Below are 19,328 nucleotides of genomic sequence, written 5' to 3'. Positions count from 1 at the left end.
TTGTAGGAGCGGCCTTGTGTCGCGAAAGGCCCGCAAAGCGGGCCCGACAATGTTGCGGTGCGGCATATATCTAGGGGCCGCTACGCGACCCTTTCGCGACACAAGGCCGCTCCTACAGGGGGCGGTGTCGGGTGCTTAGTCAGTACCGTACTTGGGCGAACGCGGACCGTACAGGATGCCGCCGTTCGGATACGGTGACAGCAACCGCGCGCTGGTCATTCCGGCAATCGGGTAGCCGGCGTCATCCTGCACGCTGCTGATGACCTGGTTGACCGCCGCCATCACCAGCATGCCGATCAGACCACCCTGGTTCTGCCGACCTTCTTCACTGGACGCCGTCGCGCTACCGGTCCACAGCGTGGTGCCGCTCTTCAGGTCGACCAGCTTGGCGCTGGCGGTAACGATGGTCGCACTGCTCAGCACCATGTAGCGGGTGCCATAGTCACTCACGGTCACGTACAGGCCGGCATCGGCGCCGAAGATCTCCTGCAGCTTGCTGGTCGGCAGCTCATGGATATCCGACGGCGTAGTCATGCCGTTCTGGCGGAACGTCTCGTCGACCAGCGCCACAGGCATCACGTAATAACCCGCTTCGGCCAGCGGATAGGTCACCTGCGCAAGCATGCTGTAGGTAGCCTTGACGTCCGGCGACTGGTTCAGCGGCGGCAGAATCAGGATCGACTTGGGCCGCGCCTGCTTGTACGCCGAGTAGTCCACGCTGCGGCGCTCGGCGCAACCGGCGAACAAGGCCAGCACGCAGGCGCCGACGATCAGTTGGGTGATCCGCTTGATCATTGCTTGGCTCCCTTGCGTGCGTTGTTCATGAGAAAGTCCATGTACTTGGCCGACTCGGGGAACAAGGCCTTTTCAGTCTGGAACTGCTGAATCATCTGGTCGTCCTTGCCCAGGCTGGAATAGATCAGCCCCAGCTGCGCGTGATAACCCGGCGGCACTGCGCCGTTCTTGGCCTTGATCTTCTCCAGGTCGCGTTCAAGGGCGATGGCCTGTTCTTCCTTGGCCTGGCCCTTGAAGTACTCATTGACCTGCGGCTGGTAGCTTTCCCATTGATACAGCGGTTTGTGCGGGGTGCCGCAGCCGGTCAGCAGAACGCTGCCCAGCGCAATGCCGGCGACCAGGCGCCAGCCTTGAGGGAGGATGCTCATGAGTGTGTCTTCCTTGTCGTGCAACTCGGCCTATCGGGCCTGAGGCTTCCATTGGCCGTTGTCGATCGCGTCGACCATCTTGTTGATTGCTTCGCGCATGGCCAGGTCGAGGACCTTGCCATTGAGCGTGGAGTCATAGCTGGCGGTACCGCCAAAGCCGATGATCTCGCGATTGGAAAGGGCGTACTCGCCGGCACCCTGGGCCGAATAGACCACTTCCGAGGTGCTGATATTGACGATGTTCAACGCCACTTTGGCGTAGGCGATCTGGGTCTTGCCGCGGCCCAGAATACCGAACAGCTGGTGGTCGCCGACTTCTTTGCGGCCGAACTCGGTGACGTCACCGGTGACCACGAAATCCGCACCTTTGAGCTTCTGCGCCATGCCCTTGATGGTCGCTTCCTGCTGGATCTCGCCCATGTTGTCGCGATCAAGCACATTGAAGCGGTTGGTCTGCTGCAGGTGGGTGATGAGGATGGTCTTGGCCTGGCCGCCGAGGCGGTCGACGCCGTCGGAGAAGATCCCGCGCATGTAGCTGGAACGGTTGTCGAACTTGCCCACAGCGATTGGGGTGCGTTGGCCGCTGTACGGGCGGTTGACGCTTTCGACCTGTTGCACGGCAACAGCTTTGGACGTTTCAGTGGCGCAGCCGGCGAGGGACCCAACAGCCAGAACGGCTGCCAGCACGAGTCCATGTGATGCGTATTTCACGCGCTTTCTCCAGGGTAGATATTAGTTTTTGCAGGGGTATTACGGGGCCGCTGCGCAGCCCTTCGTGGCGGTCCGGCGTCCCGGTGAACCCGCTCCCACAGGGACATGAGCTGTACTTGTGGGAGCGGATTCACCGGGACGCCGGACCGCCGCGAAGGGCTGCAAAGCAGCCCCAATAAATCAGGCCAAAGCGCGCTTGCTGTTGGTGATCAAGGTGCCGACGCCGCTGTCGGTGAAAATCTCCAACAGCACCGCGTTCGGTACGCGACCGTCGATGATGTGCGAGCTCTGCACGCCACCTTGTACCGCTTCCAGCGCACATTTGATCTTTGGCAGCATACCGCCGTAGATGGTGCCGTCGGCGATCAGCTCGTTGACCTGCTCGGTGGTCAGGCCGGTCAGGACCTGGCCCTGCTTGTCCATCAAGCCGGCAATGTTGGTCAGCAGCATCAGCTTCTCGGCCTTCAGCGCTTCGGCAACCTTGCCCGCCACCAGGTCGGCGTTGATGTTGTACGACTCACCGTTGGCGCCGACACCGATCGGCGCGATCACCGGGATGAAGTCCCCGCGCACCAGCATGTTGAGCAGATCGGTGTTGACCCCGACCACTTCGCCAACGTGGCCAATGTCGATGATCTCGGGCGAGGTCATCTCTGGTGTCTGCCGGCTGACCTTGAGCTTCTTCGCGCGGATCAGCTCGGCGTCCTTGCCGGTCAGGCCGATGGCGCTGCCGCCATGGCGGTTGATCAGGTTGACGATGTCCTTGTTGACCTGGCCGCCGAGCACCATCTCGACCACGTCCATGGTCGCCGAGTCGGTCACGCGCATGCCGTCGATGAAGTGGCTTTCGATCGACAGACGCTTGAGCAGGTCACCGATCTGCGGGCCACCGCCATGCACTACCACCGGGTTGATGCCGACCGCTTTCATCAGCACGATGTCGCGGGCAAAGCCGGTCTTGAGCTCTTCGCTCTCCATCGCGTTGCCGCCGTACTTGATCACCAGCGTCTTGCCGACGAAGCGACGGATGTAAGGCAGCGCTTCGGACAAGACTTCGGCTACATGGGAGGCGGCTTCGCGATCGAGGGTCATGCAGGGCTCCATTGGGTACGGATAATCGGTCAGAACGGCAGTTGCAGGTCAGGGGCTACCCGCAGCAACTGCGCGCGGAAAACATCCTTGATACGTTGCAATTCGGCCTCGCTGTCGGCCTCGAAGCGCAGCACCAGCACCGGCGTGGTGTTGGAGGCGCGGACCAGGCCCCAGCCTTTGGCGTAGTCGACCCGCACACCGTCGATGGTGGTCAGGTTGGCTTCACCCCAGTCGGCGTCACGTTGCAGTGCATCAATGATGCTGAATTTACCCTCGTCGGTCACATCAATATTGATTTCCGGCGTAGAGATGTCGTTCGGGAACGCAGCGAACAGGCTCTCGGCGTCCTGCTCGGCCTGGCTGAGGATCTCGAGCAGGCGTGCGGCGCTGTAGATGCCGTCGTCAAAGCCGAACCAGCGTTCCTTGATGAAGATGTGCCCGCTCATTTCGCCAGCCAGCAGCGACCCGGTCAGTTTCATCTTCTTCTTGATCAACGAGTGACCGGTCTTCCACATTAGCGCGCGACCGCCGTGCTGTTCGATCAGCGGGGTCAGGCGACGGGTGCATTTGACGTCGAAGATGATCTCGGCGCCTGGGTTGCGCGAAAGCACGTCCTGGGCAAACAGCATCAGCAGGCGGTCGGGGTAGACGATGTTGCCGGTGTTGGTCACCACGCCCACGCGGTCGCCGTCGCCATCGAAGGCCAGGCCGATATCGGCGCCGGTTTCCTTGACCTTGGCGATCAGGTCTTGCAGGTTTTCAGGCTTGCCCGGATCCGGATGGTGGTTAGGGAAGTTGCCGTCGACTTCGCAGAACAGCGGGATTACTTCACAGCCCAGAGCTTCGATCAGTTGCGGGGCATTCACGCCCGCTGCGCCGTTGCCGCAGTCGACCACTACCTTGAGTTTCTTCGCCAGCTTCACATCGCCAACGATCTGCTGATGGTAGCGCTGAAGGATCTCGACCTGCTCGACGCTGCCTTCGCCGCGGCTCAGGTCGTTGGTTTTCAGGCGGGTCAACAGGGCCTGGATCTGCTCGTTGGCGAGGGTGTCGCCGGCGATGACGATCTTGAAGCCGTTGTAGTCAGACGGGTTGTGGCTACCGGTGAGCATCACCCCGGAGGTACCGGCCAGCACGTTGGCGGCGTAATACAGGGCAGGGGTTGGCACCAGGCCAACGTCGCTGACCTTGCAGCCGGCTTCGACCAGGCCCTTGATCAGTTGCTCGACCAGCATCGGCCCGGACAGGCGACCGTCACGGCCAACCGAGATATTCGGCTCGCCCTGAGCGAGGGTCTGGGCGCCAATGGCACGGCCGATCCAGTAAGCGGTTTCAGCGTGCAGGGTCTTGCCGACCACGCCGCGGATGTCATAGGCGCGGAAGATGCTCTCAGGCAGTGCAGGGACCAGCTGGGCCATATCGTTCATCTCTGGGAAAGCTCCAATGTCTAAGGCTTCTGGGTAGGCGCAAACTGCACGCTTGGACGGTACTTTCGCCAGAGAGTTCGCCATCCGTGGCGCAAACGAGGGTTCTCTGGCCGTTATTGGCTGCCCGAATGACCGAAGCCGCCAGCGCCACGTTGGCTCTCGTCGAAGGCCTCGACGATGTCGAAATGCGCTTGTACCACAGGTACCAGGACAAGCTGTGCAATACGCTCGCCAACATTGATGGTGAACGCGCTATTGCCGCGGTTCCAGCACGACACCATCAGCTCGCCCTGGTAATCCGAGTCGATCAAACCGACCAGGTTGCCGAGCACGATGCCGTGTTTGTGGCCCAGCCCCGAGCGCGGCAGGATCAACGCTGCCAGGCCTGGATCGCCGATGTAGATCGACAGGCCGGTCGGGATCAGCAGGGTCTGGCCCGGCTCGAGCACGGTGTCCTGTTGCAGCATGGCGCGCAGGTCCAGGCCGGCGGAACCAGGCGTGGCGTACTGCGGCAGGGGGAATTCGGCGCCGATGCGCGGGTCGAGAATCTTGGCTTGAAGAGCGTGCATGTAACTTATTGAACCTGCTTGAGTCGTTCGGCGATAAAAGCAACCAGCTGGCGGGCGATCTTGCCCTTGCTGGTCTGCGCGAATAGGGTCTGGTGCTGCTGGCGATCGATCACGGTCAGGGCGTTTTCCTCGCTGTTGAAGCCGATGCTGGGGTTGGCCACATCATTGGCGACGATCAGGTCGAGGTTCTTGTCCTTGAGCTTGCGCGTGGCGTAATCGAGCAAGTGTTCGGTCTCGGCGGCAAAGCCGACGCTGAACGGGCGGTCGGCACGGCCAGCAATGGTCGCAAGGATATCCGGATTACGCACCATCTGCAGCAGCATGCCGTCGCCGGTCGTAGGATCCTTCTTGAGCTTCTGTGTGGCGACTACTTCCGGGCGGTAGTCCGCTACCGCAGCCGAGGCGATGAACAGGTCGCAGGGCATGGCGGCTTCGCACGCCGCGAGCATGTCCCGCGCGCTCACCACGTCGATCCGGTTGACCCGGTCGGGGGTCTGCAGGTGCACCGGGCCTGTCACCAGGGTTACCCGAGCCCCGGCTTCGGCAGCCGCTTCGGCCAGAGCGAAACCCATCTTGCCGGAGCTATGATTGGTGATGTAGCGCACCGGGTCGATGTTCTCTTGGGTCGGCCCGGCGGTGATCAGTACGTGCTTGCCGGTCAGTGCCTGGCGCTTGAAGCTCTCGGCGGCGCACCAGGCCAGGTCGGTGGCTTCAAGCATGCGGCCAAGGCCAACGTCACCACAGGCCTGGCTGCCGGAAGCCGGGCCGAATACCTGAATACCACGGCTTTGCAGCAGTTCCAGATTGGCCTGGGTCGCCGGGTCGCGCCACATCGCCTGATTCATCGCCGGAGCGACGGCCACGGTGGCATCGGTGGCGAGCACCAGGGTGGTCAGCAGGTCATTGGCCATGCCTTGGGCCATGCGCGCCATGAGGTCGGCGGTGGCCGGGGCAATCAGCACCAGATCGGCCCACTTGGCCAGTTCGATGTGGCCCATCGCCGCTTCGGCGGCAGGGTCGAGCAGGTCCATGTGCACCGGGTGACCAGACAGCGCCTGCAAGGTCAGCGGGGTAATGAACTCGGCGCCGCCGTGGGTCATCACCACGCGCACCTGGGCGCCGTGTTCCAGGAGTCGGCGAATCAGCTCGGCGCTCTTGTAGGCGGCGATGCCGCCACCGACGCCGAGAACGATGCGCTTGCGATACAGCCGCTGCATAGGCTTGCCTTTTTTCAGTAAGCGGATGACGACGATTGGGCCTGCGGCAGATCGTCGCATTTTCGAAGCGAAATAGATTAACACACGGCTTAAACGCGCCGCAGCAGCACTCAAGGAGCAGTAATGAACATCAGGGAATGGCCGGCTGACGAGCGGCCGCGAGAAAAGCTGTTACAGCGCGGTGCAGCGGCGTTGTCCGATGCCGAGTTGCTCGCCGTGCTGCTGGGTTCGGGGGTGGCCGGGCGCAATGTAGTCGACCTTGCACGGGGTTTGCTGGCGCGCTTTGGCGGGCTTCGGCAGTTTCTCGAGGCGCCGCGCAGCGCAGTGCTCGGTGAGCCTGGGCTGGGGCCGGTGAAATACGCGCAGTTGCAGGCGCTGCTGGAGACCGGGCGGCGTTATCTGCACGAGACCATCGAGCGCGCCCCCGCGCTGGAAAGCCCAATGGCGGTCCGGCGCTATCTGAAGTCGATGCTGCGCCATGAACACAGTGAGGTATTTGGCTGCCTGTTTCTCGACTCCAAGCACAGGCCGTTGGCGTTCGAGATCCTCTTTCGCGGCACCATCGACCGGGCCAGCGTGTACCCGCGTGAGGTAGTTCGGCGCTCGCTGGTGCACAACGCCGCGGCGCTGATCATCTGCCACAACCATCCTTCCGGGAGCAGCGAGCCGAGCCAGGATGATGTACACCTGACCATGACCCTCAAGCGCGGCCTGGCGCTGATCGATGTGCGTGTGCTCGATCACCTGATCATCGGCGAGGGCGAGCCGCTGTCCATGGCCGAGGAGGGCTGGATCAGCGGCTAAGCGCGGGTCCCGCTACCACACGCTCGGTGTAGGAGCGGCCTTGTGTCGCGAAAGGGGTGCGCAGCGCCCCCAAAATATCAGCTTCGCTACTGACATCGCCGGGCCAGCTACGCTGGCCTTTCGCGACACAAGGCCGCTCCTACAAGGACCGCGTGAATCAGCGGGTGACTGTGACCTTGCTGAAATCCAGCCGCCCGAACGGGCTCACCTGGTAGCCCTCGACGCCTTTGGCCAGCAGGGTTGCGGCGGTTGGGTGAGCCAGCGGCAGCCACAAAGCCTGCTGCTGGATCAGCGCCTGGGCCTGCTGATACAGCCGGCTGCGCACGCTTTGGTCGTTGGTGGTGCGGCCAGCGTTGATCAGCTGGTCCAGACGGCTGTCGCAGAAGCGCGCGAAGTTGGTCCCGGACTTGACCGCCGCGCAGGAAAACTGCGGGCTGAGGAAGTTGTCCGGGTCGCCGTTGTCGCCGGCCCAGCCCATGAACAGCAAGTCATGCTCACCGGCTTTGGCGCGGCGGATCAGCTCGCCCCACTCAATCACGCGGATCTCGGCTTTGATGCCGATCTTGGCCAGGTCCGCCTGCAGCATCTGTGCGCCGAGGTTGGGATTGGGGTTGAGCAGGCTGCCCGACGGGCGAGTCCAGATTGTGGTGCTGAAACCGTCTGGCAGGTCCGCCTTGGCCAGCAGCGCCTGGGCTTTTTTCAGGTCGGTCGGATAGCCGGGCAGGTCCTTGGCGTAGCTCCAGGTATTGGCCGGGTAAGGGCCGTTGGCGGCGGTTGCGGTGCCCTCGAACACGGCTTTGAGGTAACTCGACTTGTCGAAGGCGAGGTTGATCGCCTGACGCACCTCGGGCTTGTCCAGCGGCGGATGCTGGCTGTTGATGGCGACAAAGGCGGTCATGAAGGCAGGGGTGGACTCGACCTTGAGCTTGTCGTCCTCGCTGGCCGCAGTGATGTCCAACGGCTTGGGCGAAAGCGCCACCTGGCATTCGTTGCGCTTGAGTTTCTGCAGGCGCACGTTGGCGTCCGGGGTGATCGCGTAGATCAGCGGCCCGACCGCAGGTTTGCCGTCGAAGTACTCAGGGTTGGCCTCGTAGCGCACCTGCGCGTCCTTCTGGAAGCGTTTGAATATGAACGGGCCGGTACCTATCGGTTGCGTGTTGAGCTTCTCCGGGGTGCCTGCCTTGAGCAGCTGGTCGGCATATTCAGCCGAGTAGATCGAGGCAAAGCCCATGCTCAGGGTGGCCAGGAAGGTCGCATCCGGGTGGCTCAGGGTGAAGCGCACGGTGTGCGGGTCGCTGGCATCGATCGATTTGATCAGGCTGCCCAGCTGCAGCGACTGCGCGTGCGGGTAACCGCCAGGGGCGGTCTTGTGCCAGGCGTGGGCCGGGTAGAGCATGCGCTGGAAGCTGAACAGCACATCGTCGGCGTTCAGGGCCCGGCTAGGCTTGAAGTAGGCGGTGCTGTGGAATTTGGCGTCGTCACGCAGCTTGAAGTCGTACACCAGGCCGTCGGCCGAGACAGTCCAGCTCAGCGCCAGGCTTGGCACCACTTTGCCCTGCTTGGCATCGAATTCGACCAGACGGTTCATCAGCACATCGGCCGAGGCATTGGTGGTGGTCAGCGAGTTGTACTGCACCACGTCGAAGCCTTCCGGGCTGGCTTCGGTACACACCACCAGTGGTGCGGCCTGGGCGAGGCCGGCCAGCAGCAGGCTGGATGAAAACAACAGGGAACGAGCGGCGGCGCGCATGTAAAGTCCTTGGCTGATCAGTGACCCATCTGCCGGTGCAGTCTGGAAATGTCCTACCCTAGTGTGCGAACTGACAAATGACCACACCCTTTTTTACAAACCTAGCGACGAGCGGTCGACAGCCGGCAACCCTAGTCGTTATGCTTGCCGCACTCGCTTGGCCTGCTGCAGAAAGTCATTTTCTGTTGTTGTGGCCGAGTCTTTCTGATATAAAGCAGCGCTCTTTTCTAGGGGCTCGCTCTGTCGCGAAAGCGGATCAGGTTGATAAGACCCCCGGAAACACGGCGCCTAGCGCCATAGACTGAGAGATTAAGCGGCCAACCCATGCCGGGTTGGGCATGTGGTTTTAGAGGGCTGAGGCATGTCGAGAGTCTGTCAAGTTACCGGTAAGGGTCCGGTGACTGGGAATAACATTTCCCACGCAAACAACAAAACCCGTCGTCGTTTCCTGCCAAACCTGCAGCACCACCGTTTCTGGGTTGAATCCGAGAAGCGTTTCGTGCGTCTGCGCGTTTCCGCCAAAGGCATGCGTATCATCGATAAGCGCGGCATTGATGTCGTTCTGGTTGAAATTCGCCGTGCTGGCGCCAAGGTTTAAGGGAGAGCATCATGCGTGAATTGATCCGTCTGGTATCGAGTGCTGGCACTGGCCACTTCTACACCACTGACAAGAACAAGCGCACCACCCCGGACAAGATCGAGATCAAGAAATATGATCCGGTCGTCCGTAAGCACGTGACCTACAAGGAAGCCAAGATCAAGTAATTGATCCGGCGACCGAAAAAAACCCGCTTCCTCACGGAAGCGGGTTTTTTTTTGCCTGAATGGCTGGGCAGATATCGTTCAGGCAAGGCGCTGGTCAGCGGCAATAGCGCCTTGCTCAAGACCTGCCCGGCGGGCTCAGGAAATCACCAGGCCAGTGATGCAGTTGTCGCCATCAGCCTGGATAAGTACGCGGTCGGTGCGTATATCCATGGTGCTGATGTCGTTGGGGCCGACTGCGATATGCAGGTCGGTGAGCTCGAGAATGTAGGCTTTGACGCTTTCTACATAACGCGAGCCGATGACGTGACGAGCAGGGCCGAGGATGTCGGTGGTCATGGTGAATCTCCTTGAAGTGTCCGAAATTGGACGCTTGCATGATTCACTGCAGCGCTTGCCGATCAGCGGTACATGTTCACCACGCCATGGCGTGACTTACTTCTGCTCGAACATCACGTAAATCTTGCGGCAGGGCTCAAGTACTTCCCAGGTACCCTGGAAGCCTGCCGGAATGACGAATCGGTCACCTGCACGCAGCGTCTTCGCATCGCCGGCCTGGTCACGCAGCACCGATACGCCGTGGACGATCTCGCAGTACTCATGTTCGGTGTAATTCACCGTCCATTGGCCGACCGCGCCTTCCCACACGCCCGCCGCAAACTGACCGCATGGGCTGGAGTAGTGGTTGTAGACAGCCTGATCCGGCTCGCCCTTGAGGATTTTCTCGGCCGCCGGGCGATAGCGTTCTGCTTCGGTGAGGACCTGGGCGAAGTCGATAATGCTGGAGATGGTCATCGGTCAAACCCTGTTGTTGTTTAATAAAATTAACATCTGTAGGCGTTTGGGCCTTTGGTGTCAAATATATTGATAGTTTACCCGGGCTGGTTTAGGGTAACTCCTGCCCGCGTGCGCTTGTCGCCCGGCCAGAATTTTTGCCAGCGCCCGAGAATCCTCAGTGCGGCGCTGCACCTTAACAAGAGGAGGAGTTTCCTATGACCACCCTGACGCGTGCAGACTGGGAACAGCGTGCCCAACAACTGAAGATCGAAGGCCGCGCCTTCATCAATGGCGAGTATACCGGCGCCGTTTCCGGCCAGACCTTCGACTGTCTGAGCCCGGTGGACGGACGCTTCCTGGCCAAGGTTGCCAGCTGCGACGTGGCCGACGCCAACCGCGCTGTTGAAAACGCCCGTGCTACCTTCGAGTCTGGCGTCTGGTCGCGTCTGGCGCCAGCCAAGCGCAAGGCCAAACTGATCCGCTTCGCCGAGCTGCTGCGCAGCAATGTCGAAGAGCTGGCCCTGCTCGAGACCCTCGACATGGGCAAGCCGATCAGCGACTCCTCCAGCATCGACATCCCCGGTGCGGCGCAAGCCCTGCACTGGAATGCCGAGGCCATCGACAAAGTCTACGACGAAGTCGCGCCAACCCCGCACGACCAGCTTGGTCTGGTGACCCGCGAGCCGGTTGGTGTGGTCGGCGCCATCGTACCGTGGAACTTCCCGCTCCTGATGTCCTGCTGGAAGCTCGGCCCGGCGCTGGCGACCGGTAACTCGGTGGTGCTCAAGCCATCCGAAAAATCGCCGCTGACGGCCATTCGCATTGCCCAGCTGGCAATTGAAGCGGGCATCCCGGCTGGCGTGCTCAACGTGCTGCCAGGCTACGGCCACACCGTGGGCAAGGCGCTGGCCCTGCATATGGACGTCGATACCCTGGTATTCACCGGCTCGACCAAGATCGCCAAGCAGTTGATGATCTATGCCGGCGAGTCGAACATGAAGCGCATCTGGCTGGAAGCCGGTGGCAAGAGCCCGAACATCGTCTTCGCCGACGCACCGGACCTGCAAGCCGCTGCCGAAGCCGCTGCCAGCGCCATCGCCTTCAACCAGGGCGAGGTCTGCACCGCCGGTTCGCGTCTGCTGGTCGAGCGTTCGATCAAGGACAAGTTCCTGCCTATGGTCGTCGAAGCGCTCAAGGCCTGGACCCCAGGCAACCCGCTGGACCCAGCGACCACCGTAGGTGCGCTGGTCGACACTCAGCAGATGAACACCGTGCTGTCGTATATCGATGCCGGCCATCAGGACGGCGCCACGCTGGTCGCCGGTGGTAAGCGCATCCTTGAAGAAACCGGTGGCACCTATGTGCAGCCGACCATCTTCGACGGCGTGACCAACGCCATGAAGATCGCCCAGGAAGAGATCTTTGGCCCAGTGCTGTCGGTGATCAGCTTCGACACCGCCGAAGAAGCCATCGCCATCGCCAACGACACGCCATACGGCCTGGCCGCAGGCATCTGGACCTCGGACATCTCCAAGGCGCACAAGACCGCTCGCGCCGTGCGTGCTGGCAGCGTGTGGGTCAACCAGTATGACGGCGGCGACATGACCGCGCCGTTTGGTGGCTTCAAGCAGTCGGGCAACGGCCGTGACAAGTCGCTGCACGCACTGGAGAAGTACACCGAGCTGAAGGCGACCTGGATCAAGCTGTAATCCTCTAGGTAGCGTCTGCGGGCAAGCCCGCTCCCGGCGGTTCGGCGTCAGTCTCAGTGACTGCGCCGTACCTTTGGGGGCGGGCTTTGCTGCTGTTGGGTGAAAGACAATTCTGCCTGGGAGGCAGTCATGCGTTGGGCAACCTACTTTGCCGTGCTGGCCTCAGTGCTCAGCGTCGGCCTCGCGCTGGGCGTGAGCATGCCGCTGGTATCGCTGCGCCTGGAAATCTGGGGTTACGGCAGCTTCGCCATCGGCGTGATGGCGGCAATGCCCGCAGTGGGCGTGCTGATCGGCGCCAGCCTGGCCAGCCGCCTGGCTGGCTGGGTCGGCGTGCCGGCAGCGATGCGCCTGTGCCTGTGGGGCGGGGCGTTGTCGATTGCGCTGGTCGCGTTGCTGCCCAGCTACCCGTTGTGGCTGGCGCTGCGGTTGGTGATTGGTATGTCGCTGACAGTGGTGTTCATCCTTGGCGAGAGCTGGATCAACCAGTTGGTGGTCGAGCAGTGGCGCGGCCGGCTGGTGGCGCTCTACGGCAGCAGCTATGCCTTGAGCCAGCTGGCCGGGCCGCTGGTGCTGGGTATGCTCGGCTCGGATGATGACTTTGGCTTCTGGGCGGCAACCGCGTTGCTGATCCTTGCGCCGTTGCTGCTGTTTGGCCGTGGCGGCGCGCCGACTACCGAAGCCTGTAGCGTGACCTTTCGCGACCTGCTCGGGTTCTGCCGCCGGCTGCCGGTGATCGCCTGGGCGATTGCCTTGTTCGCGGCGTTCGAGGCGATGATCCTGACCTTGCTGCCGGTGTACTGCCTGCAGCAGGGGTTCAGCACCGAAGTGGCGTTGTTCATGGTCAGTACGGTGGTGGTGGGCGATGCGGTGTTGCAGCTGCCGATTGGCCTGCTGGCCGACAAGATGTCGCGGCGCACCCTGTTCAGTGGTTGTGCGCTGACATTGATGGTGTCCAGTCTGGCGATTCCGTTGTTGATGGAGACCGCGTTGATCTGGCCGCTGTGGGTGCTGTTTGGTGCCAGCGCTGGTGGCTTGTTCACCTTGTCGCTGATCCTGATAGGCGAGCGTTATCGCGATGATGAACTGGTGCGGGCGAACGCCCATGTAGCGCAGTTGTGGGGGATTGGTTGCCTGCTTGGGCCGTTGTTGGCCGGGGCGGGCAGCCAGTGGATCAGCGGGCATGCATTGCCGTTGATCATGGCCTTGGGGGCGGCGGGGTTGGTGCTGCTGACCCGGCGGCCTGGGGCCTTTGAACCGGTGGCTGACTGAGGATTGCTGGGGGCTGCTGCGCAGCCCTTCGCGGGTGAACCCGCTCCCACAGGGTTTTGCAGCGCCGCCTTAACCTGTGGGAGCGGGTTTACCCGCGAAGGGCCGCAAAGCGGCCCCAGCAATCTCAGATCAAAGCATTTTCTCCAGCCCCACCGCCTTGCTCACCCAGGCATTGAACCGCCGCCAAACCCCGCCCGGCTCCTTGCTCAGCACATGCCGCTGGCCGTTGTCCTCGGTCACCCAGACCATCTTGCCGTCTTCCAGTACCGGCTGATAACTCAGCGCCGGCGCCATACCCTGCAAGGCCAGCTCGCGGGTGTATTCGGCCAGCTCCGGGCTGTCTACCAACACGCCGACTTCGGTATTCCACAACACCGAGCGCGGGTCGAAGTTGAACGAGCCGATAAAGGTCTTGTGCCGATCAAACACAATCGCCTTGCTGTGCAGACTCGAATCCGAACCACCATGGAAATTCAGGCCGCCGGCACTCGGATCACCCGGCTGACGGCGCAGCTCGAACAGCTGTACACCGTGTTCAAGCAGGGCACGCCGATACGGCGCATAGCCGCCATGCACCGCAGGTACGTCAGTGGCTTCCAGCGAGTTGGTCAACAGCCGCACCGACACCCCAGCGTCAGCCCGGCTGGTCAGATACACCAGCCCCGATTCACCTGGGACGAAATACGCCGACACCAGAATCAGCTCATGTTTGACGCTCTCCAGATCCGGCGCCAACTGCCGCGTCAGCAGCAGATGCGGATCCGGTTCGTCCTGCGCCAGCACCTTGCTCGGCGCGTCCCACAGCGCCTGGCTGTGGGCCCAGATCAGCTCGTTGCGCCAGGTGTCCAGGCGTGGCTGCGATTGATACGCCATCAGCCGGTCATACAGCGCTTTGCGCTTGATCCGCGCCTCGGCCAGTGACACCTCCAGACGCTGGCGGCTGGCGCGCAGGTCGTCGGCATCCGGCATGCTCCAGAGGAAATCGCCGATCGGCCGGCTGAGGGCGCTGTTCCAGTACTGGTCAAAACTGTGCCCAAGCTGCTCGGCCACCGGGCCGACACCAAGCATGTCGATGTCGGTGAAGTTCAGGTTGGGCTCGGCGTCGAAGTACTCGTCGCCCAGGTTGCGCCCGCCGACAATGGCCATGCTGTTGTCGACCAGAAACAGCTTGTTGTGCATGCGCCGGTGCTGGAGCGACAGGTTGAACAGGCGGCCGACGGCGCGGGTGACACCGGTGCTACGGCCCAGGTGCAGCGGGTTGAACACGCGCATGTGGATGTTGGGATGGGCGGCGAGGGTGGCCATCAGCGTATCGAGGCCGTCACTGGTGGTGTCGTCGAGCAGGATCCGCACGCGCACACCACGGTCGGCGGCTTGCAGCAGTTCATGCACCAGCGCGCGGGTGCTGAGGCCGTCATGGACGATGTAGTACTGCACGTCGATGCTGGCCTGGGCGTTGCGGATCAGCTCGGCACGGGCGCGGAAGGCCTCGTTGCTGTTGGGCAGCAGGCGAAAGCCCGAACGGCCTTCATAGGGCGCGGCCTGGCGCTGCACCGAGCGGCCAAAGGCCGAATCACTGGCCGGTAGCGCCTGGCTGACTTCACGAACCGGATTGACGCTGGCGCAGCCAGAAAGGCCGAGCAGCAGCGCCAGCATGAGAGGCAAAGCTCGCTGAAGTCTCAAGGATGAATCGTCCTGTGCGCAGAAGGCTGAGTGCTATGGACCATGTCAGGTGGGGCAAAGTTACGCCTCGCTGTGTTCATCGATCAGCAGGCGCAAGGCGGTTTCGCCGACCTTGCGTACCGCCGCCTCGATCTCGGCGCTGGGCCGCGCCGCGTAGTTCATGCGCAGGCAGTGCCGGTACTTGCCGGAGGCGGAGAAGATACTGCCCACGGCAATCTGTACCCCTTGCTCCAGTAAAGCGCGGTTCAGCCGCAGCGTGTCGAAACTTTCCGGCAACTCGACCCACAGCATGAAGCCGCCCTGCGGCCGGCTGACGCGGGTGCCTGGCGGGAAGTAGCGCGCCACCCAATCGCTCATCAGATCGCGCCCACGCTGGTACTGGCTGCGCATCCGGCGTACATGCGGGTGGTAGTGGCCGCCTGCGATGAAGTCGGCGATGGCCAGCTGCGGTTGCACGCAGGTGCTGCCAGTGCCGATGTACTTCATGTGCAGCACCCGCTCCAGATAACGCCCAGGCGCCACCCAGCCGATGCGCAGGCCCGGCGCCAGGGTCTTGGAGAAAGAGCTGCAGAGCAGCACACGGCCGTCTTCATCGAACGACTTGACCGTCGGCGGGCGCGGGTAGTTGTAGGCCAGGTCGCCGTAGACGTCGTCTTCCAGAATCGCCACGTCGTAGCGTTGGGCCAGGGTCAGCAGGGCCTTCTTGCGTGCCTCGGGCATGATGTAGCCCAGCGGGTTGTTGCAGCTGGGGGTGATCTGGATGAGCTTGATCGGCCACTGCTCCAGGGCCATTTCCAGCGCCTCCAGGCTGATCCCGGTGGTTGGGTCGGTGGGGATCTCCAGCGCCTTCATGCCCAGGCCTTTGAGCGTCTGCATGGCGCCGTGGAAGCTGGGCGAATCCACCGCAACGATGTCGCCCGGTTCGCACACTGCGCGGATGCTGGTCGACAGCGCTTCGTGGCAGCCGGTGGTCACCACCAGGTCGGCCGGGCTGACGTGGCAGCCGGAATCGAGCATCAGCCGCGCGATCTGTTCGCGCAGGGCGATGTTGCCGTGGATGTTGTCGTAATACAGGCCGGGCATGTCCTGGCGCCGGCTGAGCTGGGCCAGGCTGCGCAGCAAGGGCTTGAGGCTTGGACTGTTGACGTCAGGCATGCCCCGGCCAAGCTGGACCACGTCTGGTCGAGGCGTGCCGCGCACCAGCTCCAGCACCTGCTCCCACTGTGAAATCTCCACCGGCCGTTGCGCTGGCCGGGTCACGGCGGGCAGGGCTGGCAGGCTGCGGTGGTCGGTGACGAAGTACCCCGATTTAGGCCGCGGCGCGACCAGGCCGTTGTCCTCGAGCATGCGGTAGGCCTGCTGTACGGTGCTCAGGCTGACCCCGTGTTCGACGCTCAACGCGCGCACCGACGGCAGTCGCTGGCCAGGGCGGTAGAGCCCTTGTTCAATGCGCGCGCCGAGCATTTCAGCGAGGTTCAGATACAGCGTCACGGCAATACTCCTGCAGCGCACGAGGCGATTGACCAGTACAGATCGGGCAAAAATACAGCATTCAGCGTCAGATTCGCCAATTCTGTATGGGAATAATAAAGGTTTTGTGCGTCTGTATTGGCTATGGTTCAGGCGCGCATGCTTTCTCCACGGTTGAACTGGAACAGGAGCAAGCAGCAATGGGTTTTTTCAGCGATGTGCGTGTGCAACCCACAGTCGAACAGCTTGAGGCGCGTCAGCCCCAGGTCACCAGTGCTCAAGCAGGCTTGAGCGGTGCTGGCCTGATGCTGCATCGCTGGCGCACGCGGCGCGCCCTGCTCGAGCTCGATGACGCGCAACTGCGCGATATCGGCCTGAGCTGGGAGCAGGCGCGTCAGGAGGGCAGCAAGCCGTTCTGGAAGGCCTGACGTGCGCGGCGGCTACACCAGCTCTTTGAGTCGATGCCAGAGCATGCCCAGCGCCAACAGCGGCGAGCGTAGGTGTTGGCCGCCAGGGAAGGTAATGTGCGGCACCTTGGCGAACAGGTCGAAGCGCCCGCTGTGCTGGCCGCTGATCGCTTCGCCGAGCAGACGCCCGGCCAGGTGCGTGGCGTTCAAGCCATGGCCGGCGTAGGCCTGGGCGTAATACACGTTGGCCTGGCTGGCCAGCCGGCCAACCTGCGGCAGGCGGTTGGCGCCGATGCCGATCATGCCACCCCATTGATAGTCGATGCGCACATCCGCCAGCTGCGGGAACACCTTGAGCATCTTCGGCCGCATGTAGCCGGCGATATCCTGCGGGTCGCGCCCGGAGTAGTGACAGGCGCCGCCGAACAGCAGCCGGTGATCAGCCGAAAGGCGGTAGTAGTCGAGCGCCACGCGTTGGTCGCAGACCGCCATGTTCTGCGGCAGCAAGGCCCGCGCGCGTTCTTCACCCAAGGGTTCGGTGGCAATTACGTAGCTGCCGGCGGGTAGTACCTTGCCGCCCAGTTCACGGTTGAGGTCGTTGTGATAAGCGTTGCAGCACAGCACCAGCGTGCTGGCGCGGACCGTGCCGCCGGCAGTTTGCACCTGCACTTGCGGGCCATAGTCGATGCGCGTGACCTCGGAGTGTTCGTGCAGACGCACGCCCAGGCCAGCAGCAACAGCTGCCTCGCCCAAGGCCAGGTTGAGCGGATGCAGGTGGCCTGAGCCCATGTCGATCAGGCCGCCGACGTAGCGCTCTGAGTTGACCACAGTGCGGATGTCTTCTGCCGGCACCAGACGCAGCTCATGGCTGTAACCGAGGCTGCGCAGCTCTTCGGCATCGGCGGCAAAGCCCTGCAGCTCGCCGGGCTTGTTCGCCAGGTCGCAGTAGCCCCAGGTCAGGTCGCAGGCAATCGCATGGCGCTCGACCCGCTGGCGGACGATATCCACCGCTTCCAGGCCCATCAGCTTGAGGCTGTGCACACCCTGCTCGCCGAGCACCGGCAAAAACTGCTCAAGGCCATGGCCGACCCCGCGAATCAGCTGACCACCGTTGCGCCCGCTGGCGCCCCAGCCGATCTTGCGCGCTTCGAGCAAGATCACCGACAGGCCGCGTTCGGCCAGTTCGATGGCTGTGTTCAGGCCCGAATAGCCACCGCCGACGATGCACACGTCGGCGCTGTGCTGGCCTTGCAGGGGTGAATGATCCGTCTGTGGCGCGCTGCTGGCGGCGTAATAGGAGGCGGCGTGCTGCGCGCTGTGGATCATCGGATCGGCCTTGGCGGAGAGTCAAAGGCGGCGAGCATAAGCCGCTGATCAAGCTCGCGGCAAGCCAGGCGGGTTGCGGCGGCAAAAGGGCTTATAATCAGCGCACATTCCGCATCGTTATCGCTGTCACGCCATGTCCTGCAACCGCCACAAGATCCACTTTTTGCGCGAACTGATCCCTTCTTTCGAATGCGAACCCGGCTGTCACGACTGCTGTGGGCCGGTGACCACCTCGGCGGAAGAAATGGCCGCACTGCCGCGTAAATCCGCTGAAGAGCAGGCCGCCGCGCTGGAGCGGCTCGACTGCGTGCACCTCGGCCCGCAAGGCTGCACGGTGTATGGTGAGCGGCCGATGATCTGCCGCCTGTTCGGCACCACCCCGCGCCTGGCCTGCCCGCGCGGGCGCGGCCCGGCCGAACCGATCGAGCCCGAGGCGGAGCAGTTGGTGCACCAGTTCATTGCCAGCACCCGCCAGGTGCTGGTCTGAGGGTTGGACCCAACCCGGGTGCACACGGTCCCTGTAGGAGCGGCCTTGTGTCGCGAAAGGCCCGCAAAGCGGGCCCGGCGATTTCGGCGGCGAAGCTGAGATCTGGGGCCGCTACGCGCCCCTTTCGCGACACAAGGCCGCTCCTACAGGGGCCGCGTCATGCCTGTTTACGTCTGTATCTCAGTCGGGAATCGGCAGGCACAGGCTCTCTTTGACTTCTTCCATGACGATGTAGCTCTTCGACTCGCGCACGTGCGGCAGCTTCAGCAGGATGTCGCCGAGCAGCTTGCGGTACGAGGCCATCTCGGAAATCCGCGCCTTGACCAGATAGTCGAAATCGCCCGACACCAGGTGGCACTCAAGTACATGGGGCAGCTTGAGCACAGCGCGACGAAACTCCTCGAAAGTATCTCCAGACTTGTAGTCCAGGCTGATCTCGACAAACACCAGCAAACTGCCCTTGAGATGCTGCGGATTGAGCCGGGCGTTATAGCCCATGATGATCCCCTCGCGCTCCAGGCGACGCACGCGCTCGGTGCACGGGGTGGTGGAGAGGCCGACCTTTTCACCCAGCTCGGTGAACGAGATACGGCCGTCATTCTGCAGGATCCGCAGGATATTGCGGTCGATCTTGTCCAGTTCACGCTTGCTCTGATGCTGGGTTCTCATAGGGGATGCCCCTCCGTAAAAGCCGACATGGCCAAG

Annotated in this window: 21 protein-coding genes; 7 read left to right on the top strand and 14 right to left on the bottom strand. The window is 62.7% G+C overall.

Features of this window, described 5'->3' with window-relative positions:
• Positions 1-135 precede the first annotated feature (135 nt).
• The 7 genes from ACQZ2L_RS02275 to coaBC form a co-directional block, all read right to left on the bottom strand.
• Positions 136-795 (bottom strand): DUF799 domain-containing protein, encoded by a 660-nt coding sequence (locus ACQZ2L_RS02275; RefSeq protein WP_430324561.1) that lies wholly within the window; start codon positions 793-795, stop codon positions 136-138.
• Entirely contained in the window at positions 792-1,163 is a 372-nt protein-coding gene (locus ACQZ2L_RS02270) for a DUF4810 domain-containing protein (RefSeq protein WP_430324560.1), read from the bottom strand. The genes ACQZ2L_RS02275 and ACQZ2L_RS02270 overlap by 4 nt, the downstream gene beginning before the upstream one ends.
• Before the next feature lie 30 nt (positions 1,164-1,193).
• Positions 1,194-1,874: a CsgG/HfaB family protein gene (locus ACQZ2L_RS02265; protein ID WP_430324559.1), complete on the bottom strand. Its 681-nt coding sequence runs from the start codon at positions 1,872-1,874 to the stop codon at positions 1,194-1,196.
• A 180-nt stretch (positions 1,875-2,054) separates the two neighbouring features.
• Positions 2,055-2,966: an acetylglutamate kinase gene (gene argB / locus ACQZ2L_RS02260; RefSeq protein ID WP_150571447.1), complete on the bottom strand. Its 912-nt coding sequence runs from the start codon at positions 2,964-2,966 to the stop codon at positions 2,055-2,057.
• 29 nt (positions 2,967-2,995) lie between these two features.
• The gene (locus ACQZ2L_RS02255) at positions 2,996-4,393 is read right to left on the bottom strand and encodes a phosphomannomutase/phosphoglucomutase (protein WP_430324557.1); all 1,398 of its coding nucleotides are present in this window, start codon (positions 4,391-4,393) and stop codon (positions 2,996-2,998) included.
• Positions 4,394-4,506: 113 nt separating this feature from the next.
• Complete coding sequence (gene dut, locus ACQZ2L_RS02250; protein WP_430324556.1) at positions 4,507-4,962, bottom strand: dUTP diphosphatase; 456 nt, start codon at positions 4,960-4,962, stop codon at positions 4,507-4,509.
• A 5-nt stretch (positions 4,963-4,967) separates the two neighbouring features.
• Positions 4,968-6,179, bottom strand: coding sequence for a bifunctional phosphopantothenoylcysteine decarboxylase/phosphopantothenate--cysteine ligase CoaBC (gene coaBC / locus ACQZ2L_RS02245; RefSeq protein WP_101322890.1), 1,212 nt, complete (start codon positions 6,177-6,179; stop codon positions 4,968-4,970).
• A gap of 123 nt (positions 6,180-6,302) precedes the next feature.
• Between coaBC and radC the strand changes: the two genes are divergently transcribed.
• The gene (gene radC, locus ACQZ2L_RS02240; protein WP_430324555.1) at positions 6,303-6,983 is read left to right on the top strand and encodes a RadC family protein; all 681 of its coding nucleotides are present in this window, start codon (positions 6,303-6,305) and stop codon (positions 6,981-6,983) included.
• A gap of 157 nt (positions 6,984-7,140) precedes the next feature.
• On the opposite strand, the gene ACQZ2L_RS02235 is transcribed toward radC, so the two are convergent.
• A complete protein-coding gene (locus ACQZ2L_RS02235) occupies positions 7,141-8,733 on the bottom strand; it encodes an ABC transporter substrate-binding protein (RefSeq protein ID WP_430324554.1) in 1,593 nt (530 codons plus the stop codon).
• A gap of 361 nt (positions 8,734-9,094) precedes the next feature.
• Here ACQZ2L_RS02235 and rpmB point away from each other — a divergent pair, with 361 nt between their 5' ends.
• A complete protein-coding gene (rpmB, locus tag ACQZ2L_RS02230; RefSeq protein WP_101322893.1) occupies positions 9,095-9,331 on the top strand; it encodes a 50S ribosomal protein L28 in 237 nt (78 codons plus the stop codon).
• Between the two features lie 11 nt (positions 9,332-9,342).
• The gene (gene rpmG / locus ACQZ2L_RS02225; RefSeq protein WP_021702025.1) at positions 9,343-9,498 is read left to right on the top strand and encodes a 50S ribosomal protein L33; all 156 of its coding nucleotides are present in this window, start codon (positions 9,343-9,345) and stop codon (positions 9,496-9,498) included.
• A gap of 135 nt (positions 9,499-9,633) precedes the next feature.
• On the opposite strand, the gene ACQZ2L_RS02220 is transcribed toward rpmG, so the two are convergent.
• Both ACQZ2L_RS02220 and ACQZ2L_RS02215 read right to left on the bottom strand, forming a co-directional pair.
• On the bottom strand, positions 9,634-9,834 hold the full coding sequence (locus tag ACQZ2L_RS02220; RefSeq protein WP_430324553.1) for a hypothetical protein: 201 nt from the start codon (positions 9,832-9,834) through the stop codon (positions 9,634-9,636).
• A 96-nt stretch (positions 9,835-9,930) separates the two neighbouring features.
• Complete coding sequence (locus tag ACQZ2L_RS02215; protein WP_430324552.1) at positions 9,931-10,290, bottom strand: cupin domain-containing protein; 360 nt, start codon at positions 10,288-10,290, stop codon at positions 9,931-9,933.
• Positions 10,291-10,487: 197 nt separating this feature from the next.
• Between ACQZ2L_RS02215 and ACQZ2L_RS02210 the strand changes: the two genes are divergently transcribed.
• Both ACQZ2L_RS02210 and ACQZ2L_RS02205 read left to right on the top strand, forming a co-directional pair.
• Positions 10,488-11,981, top strand: coding sequence for an aldehyde dehydrogenase (locus ACQZ2L_RS02210; protein ID WP_430324551.1), 1,494 nt, complete (start codon positions 10,488-10,490; stop codon positions 11,979-11,981).
• 129 nt (positions 11,982-12,110) lie between these two features.
• On the top strand, positions 12,111-13,250 hold the full coding sequence (locus tag ACQZ2L_RS02205) for an MFS transporter (protein ID WP_430324550.1): 1,140 nt from the start codon (positions 12,111-12,113) through the stop codon (positions 13,248-13,250).
• Between the two features lie 129 nt (positions 13,251-13,379).
• On the opposite strand, the gene ACQZ2L_RS02200 is transcribed toward ACQZ2L_RS02205, so the two are convergent.
• Complete coding sequence (locus ACQZ2L_RS02200) at positions 13,380-14,933, bottom strand: phospholipase D family protein (RefSeq protein WP_430324549.1); 1,554 nt, start codon at positions 14,931-14,933, stop codon at positions 13,380-13,382.
• A 60-nt stretch (positions 14,934-14,993) separates the two neighbouring features.
• Entirely contained in the window at positions 14,994-16,424 is a 1,431-nt protein-coding gene (locus ACQZ2L_RS02195; RefSeq protein WP_430324548.1) for a PLP-dependent aminotransferase family protein, read from the bottom strand.
• Positions 16,425-16,603: 179 nt separating this feature from the next.
• On the opposite strand from ACQZ2L_RS02195, the gene ACQZ2L_RS02190 reads away from it, so the two are divergent.
• The gene (locus tag ACQZ2L_RS02190; protein WP_430324547.1) at positions 16,604-16,831 is read left to right on the top strand and encodes a DUF1127 domain-containing protein; all 228 of its coding nucleotides are present in this window, start codon (positions 16,604-16,606) and stop codon (positions 16,829-16,831) included.
• 12 nt (positions 16,832-16,843) lie between these two features.
• Here ACQZ2L_RS02190 and ACQZ2L_RS02185 read toward each other — a convergent pair whose 3' ends face one another.
• Complete coding sequence (locus ACQZ2L_RS02185) at positions 16,844-18,136, bottom strand: NAD(P)/FAD-dependent oxidoreductase (RefSeq protein ID WP_430324546.1); 1,293 nt, start codon at positions 18,134-18,136, stop codon at positions 16,844-16,846.
• Positions 18,137-18,269: 133 nt separating this feature from the next.
• Here ACQZ2L_RS02185 and ACQZ2L_RS02180 point away from each other — a divergent pair, with 133 nt between their 5' ends.
• A complete protein-coding gene (locus tag ACQZ2L_RS02180) occupies positions 18,270-18,623 on the top strand; it encodes a YkgJ family cysteine cluster protein (protein WP_314875115.1) in 354 nt (117 codons plus the stop codon).
• A gap of 180 nt (positions 18,624-18,803) precedes the next feature.
• On the opposite strand, the gene dadR is transcribed toward ACQZ2L_RS02180, so the two are convergent.
• A complete protein-coding gene (dadR, locus tag ACQZ2L_RS02175) occupies positions 18,804-19,292 on the bottom strand; it encodes a transcriptional regulator DadR (RefSeq protein ID WP_003258963.1) in 489 nt (162 codons plus the stop codon).
• Between the last annotated feature and the right edge of the window lie 36 nt (positions 19,293-19,328).

Source organism: Pseudomonas shirazensis (assembly GCF_050496565.1).
Lineage (GTDB): Bacteria > Pseudomonadota > Gammaproteobacteria > Pseudomonadales > Pseudomonadaceae > Aquipseudomonas > Aquipseudomonas shirazensis_A.
This window is presented reverse-complemented; position numbering and strand designations above follow the sequence as displayed.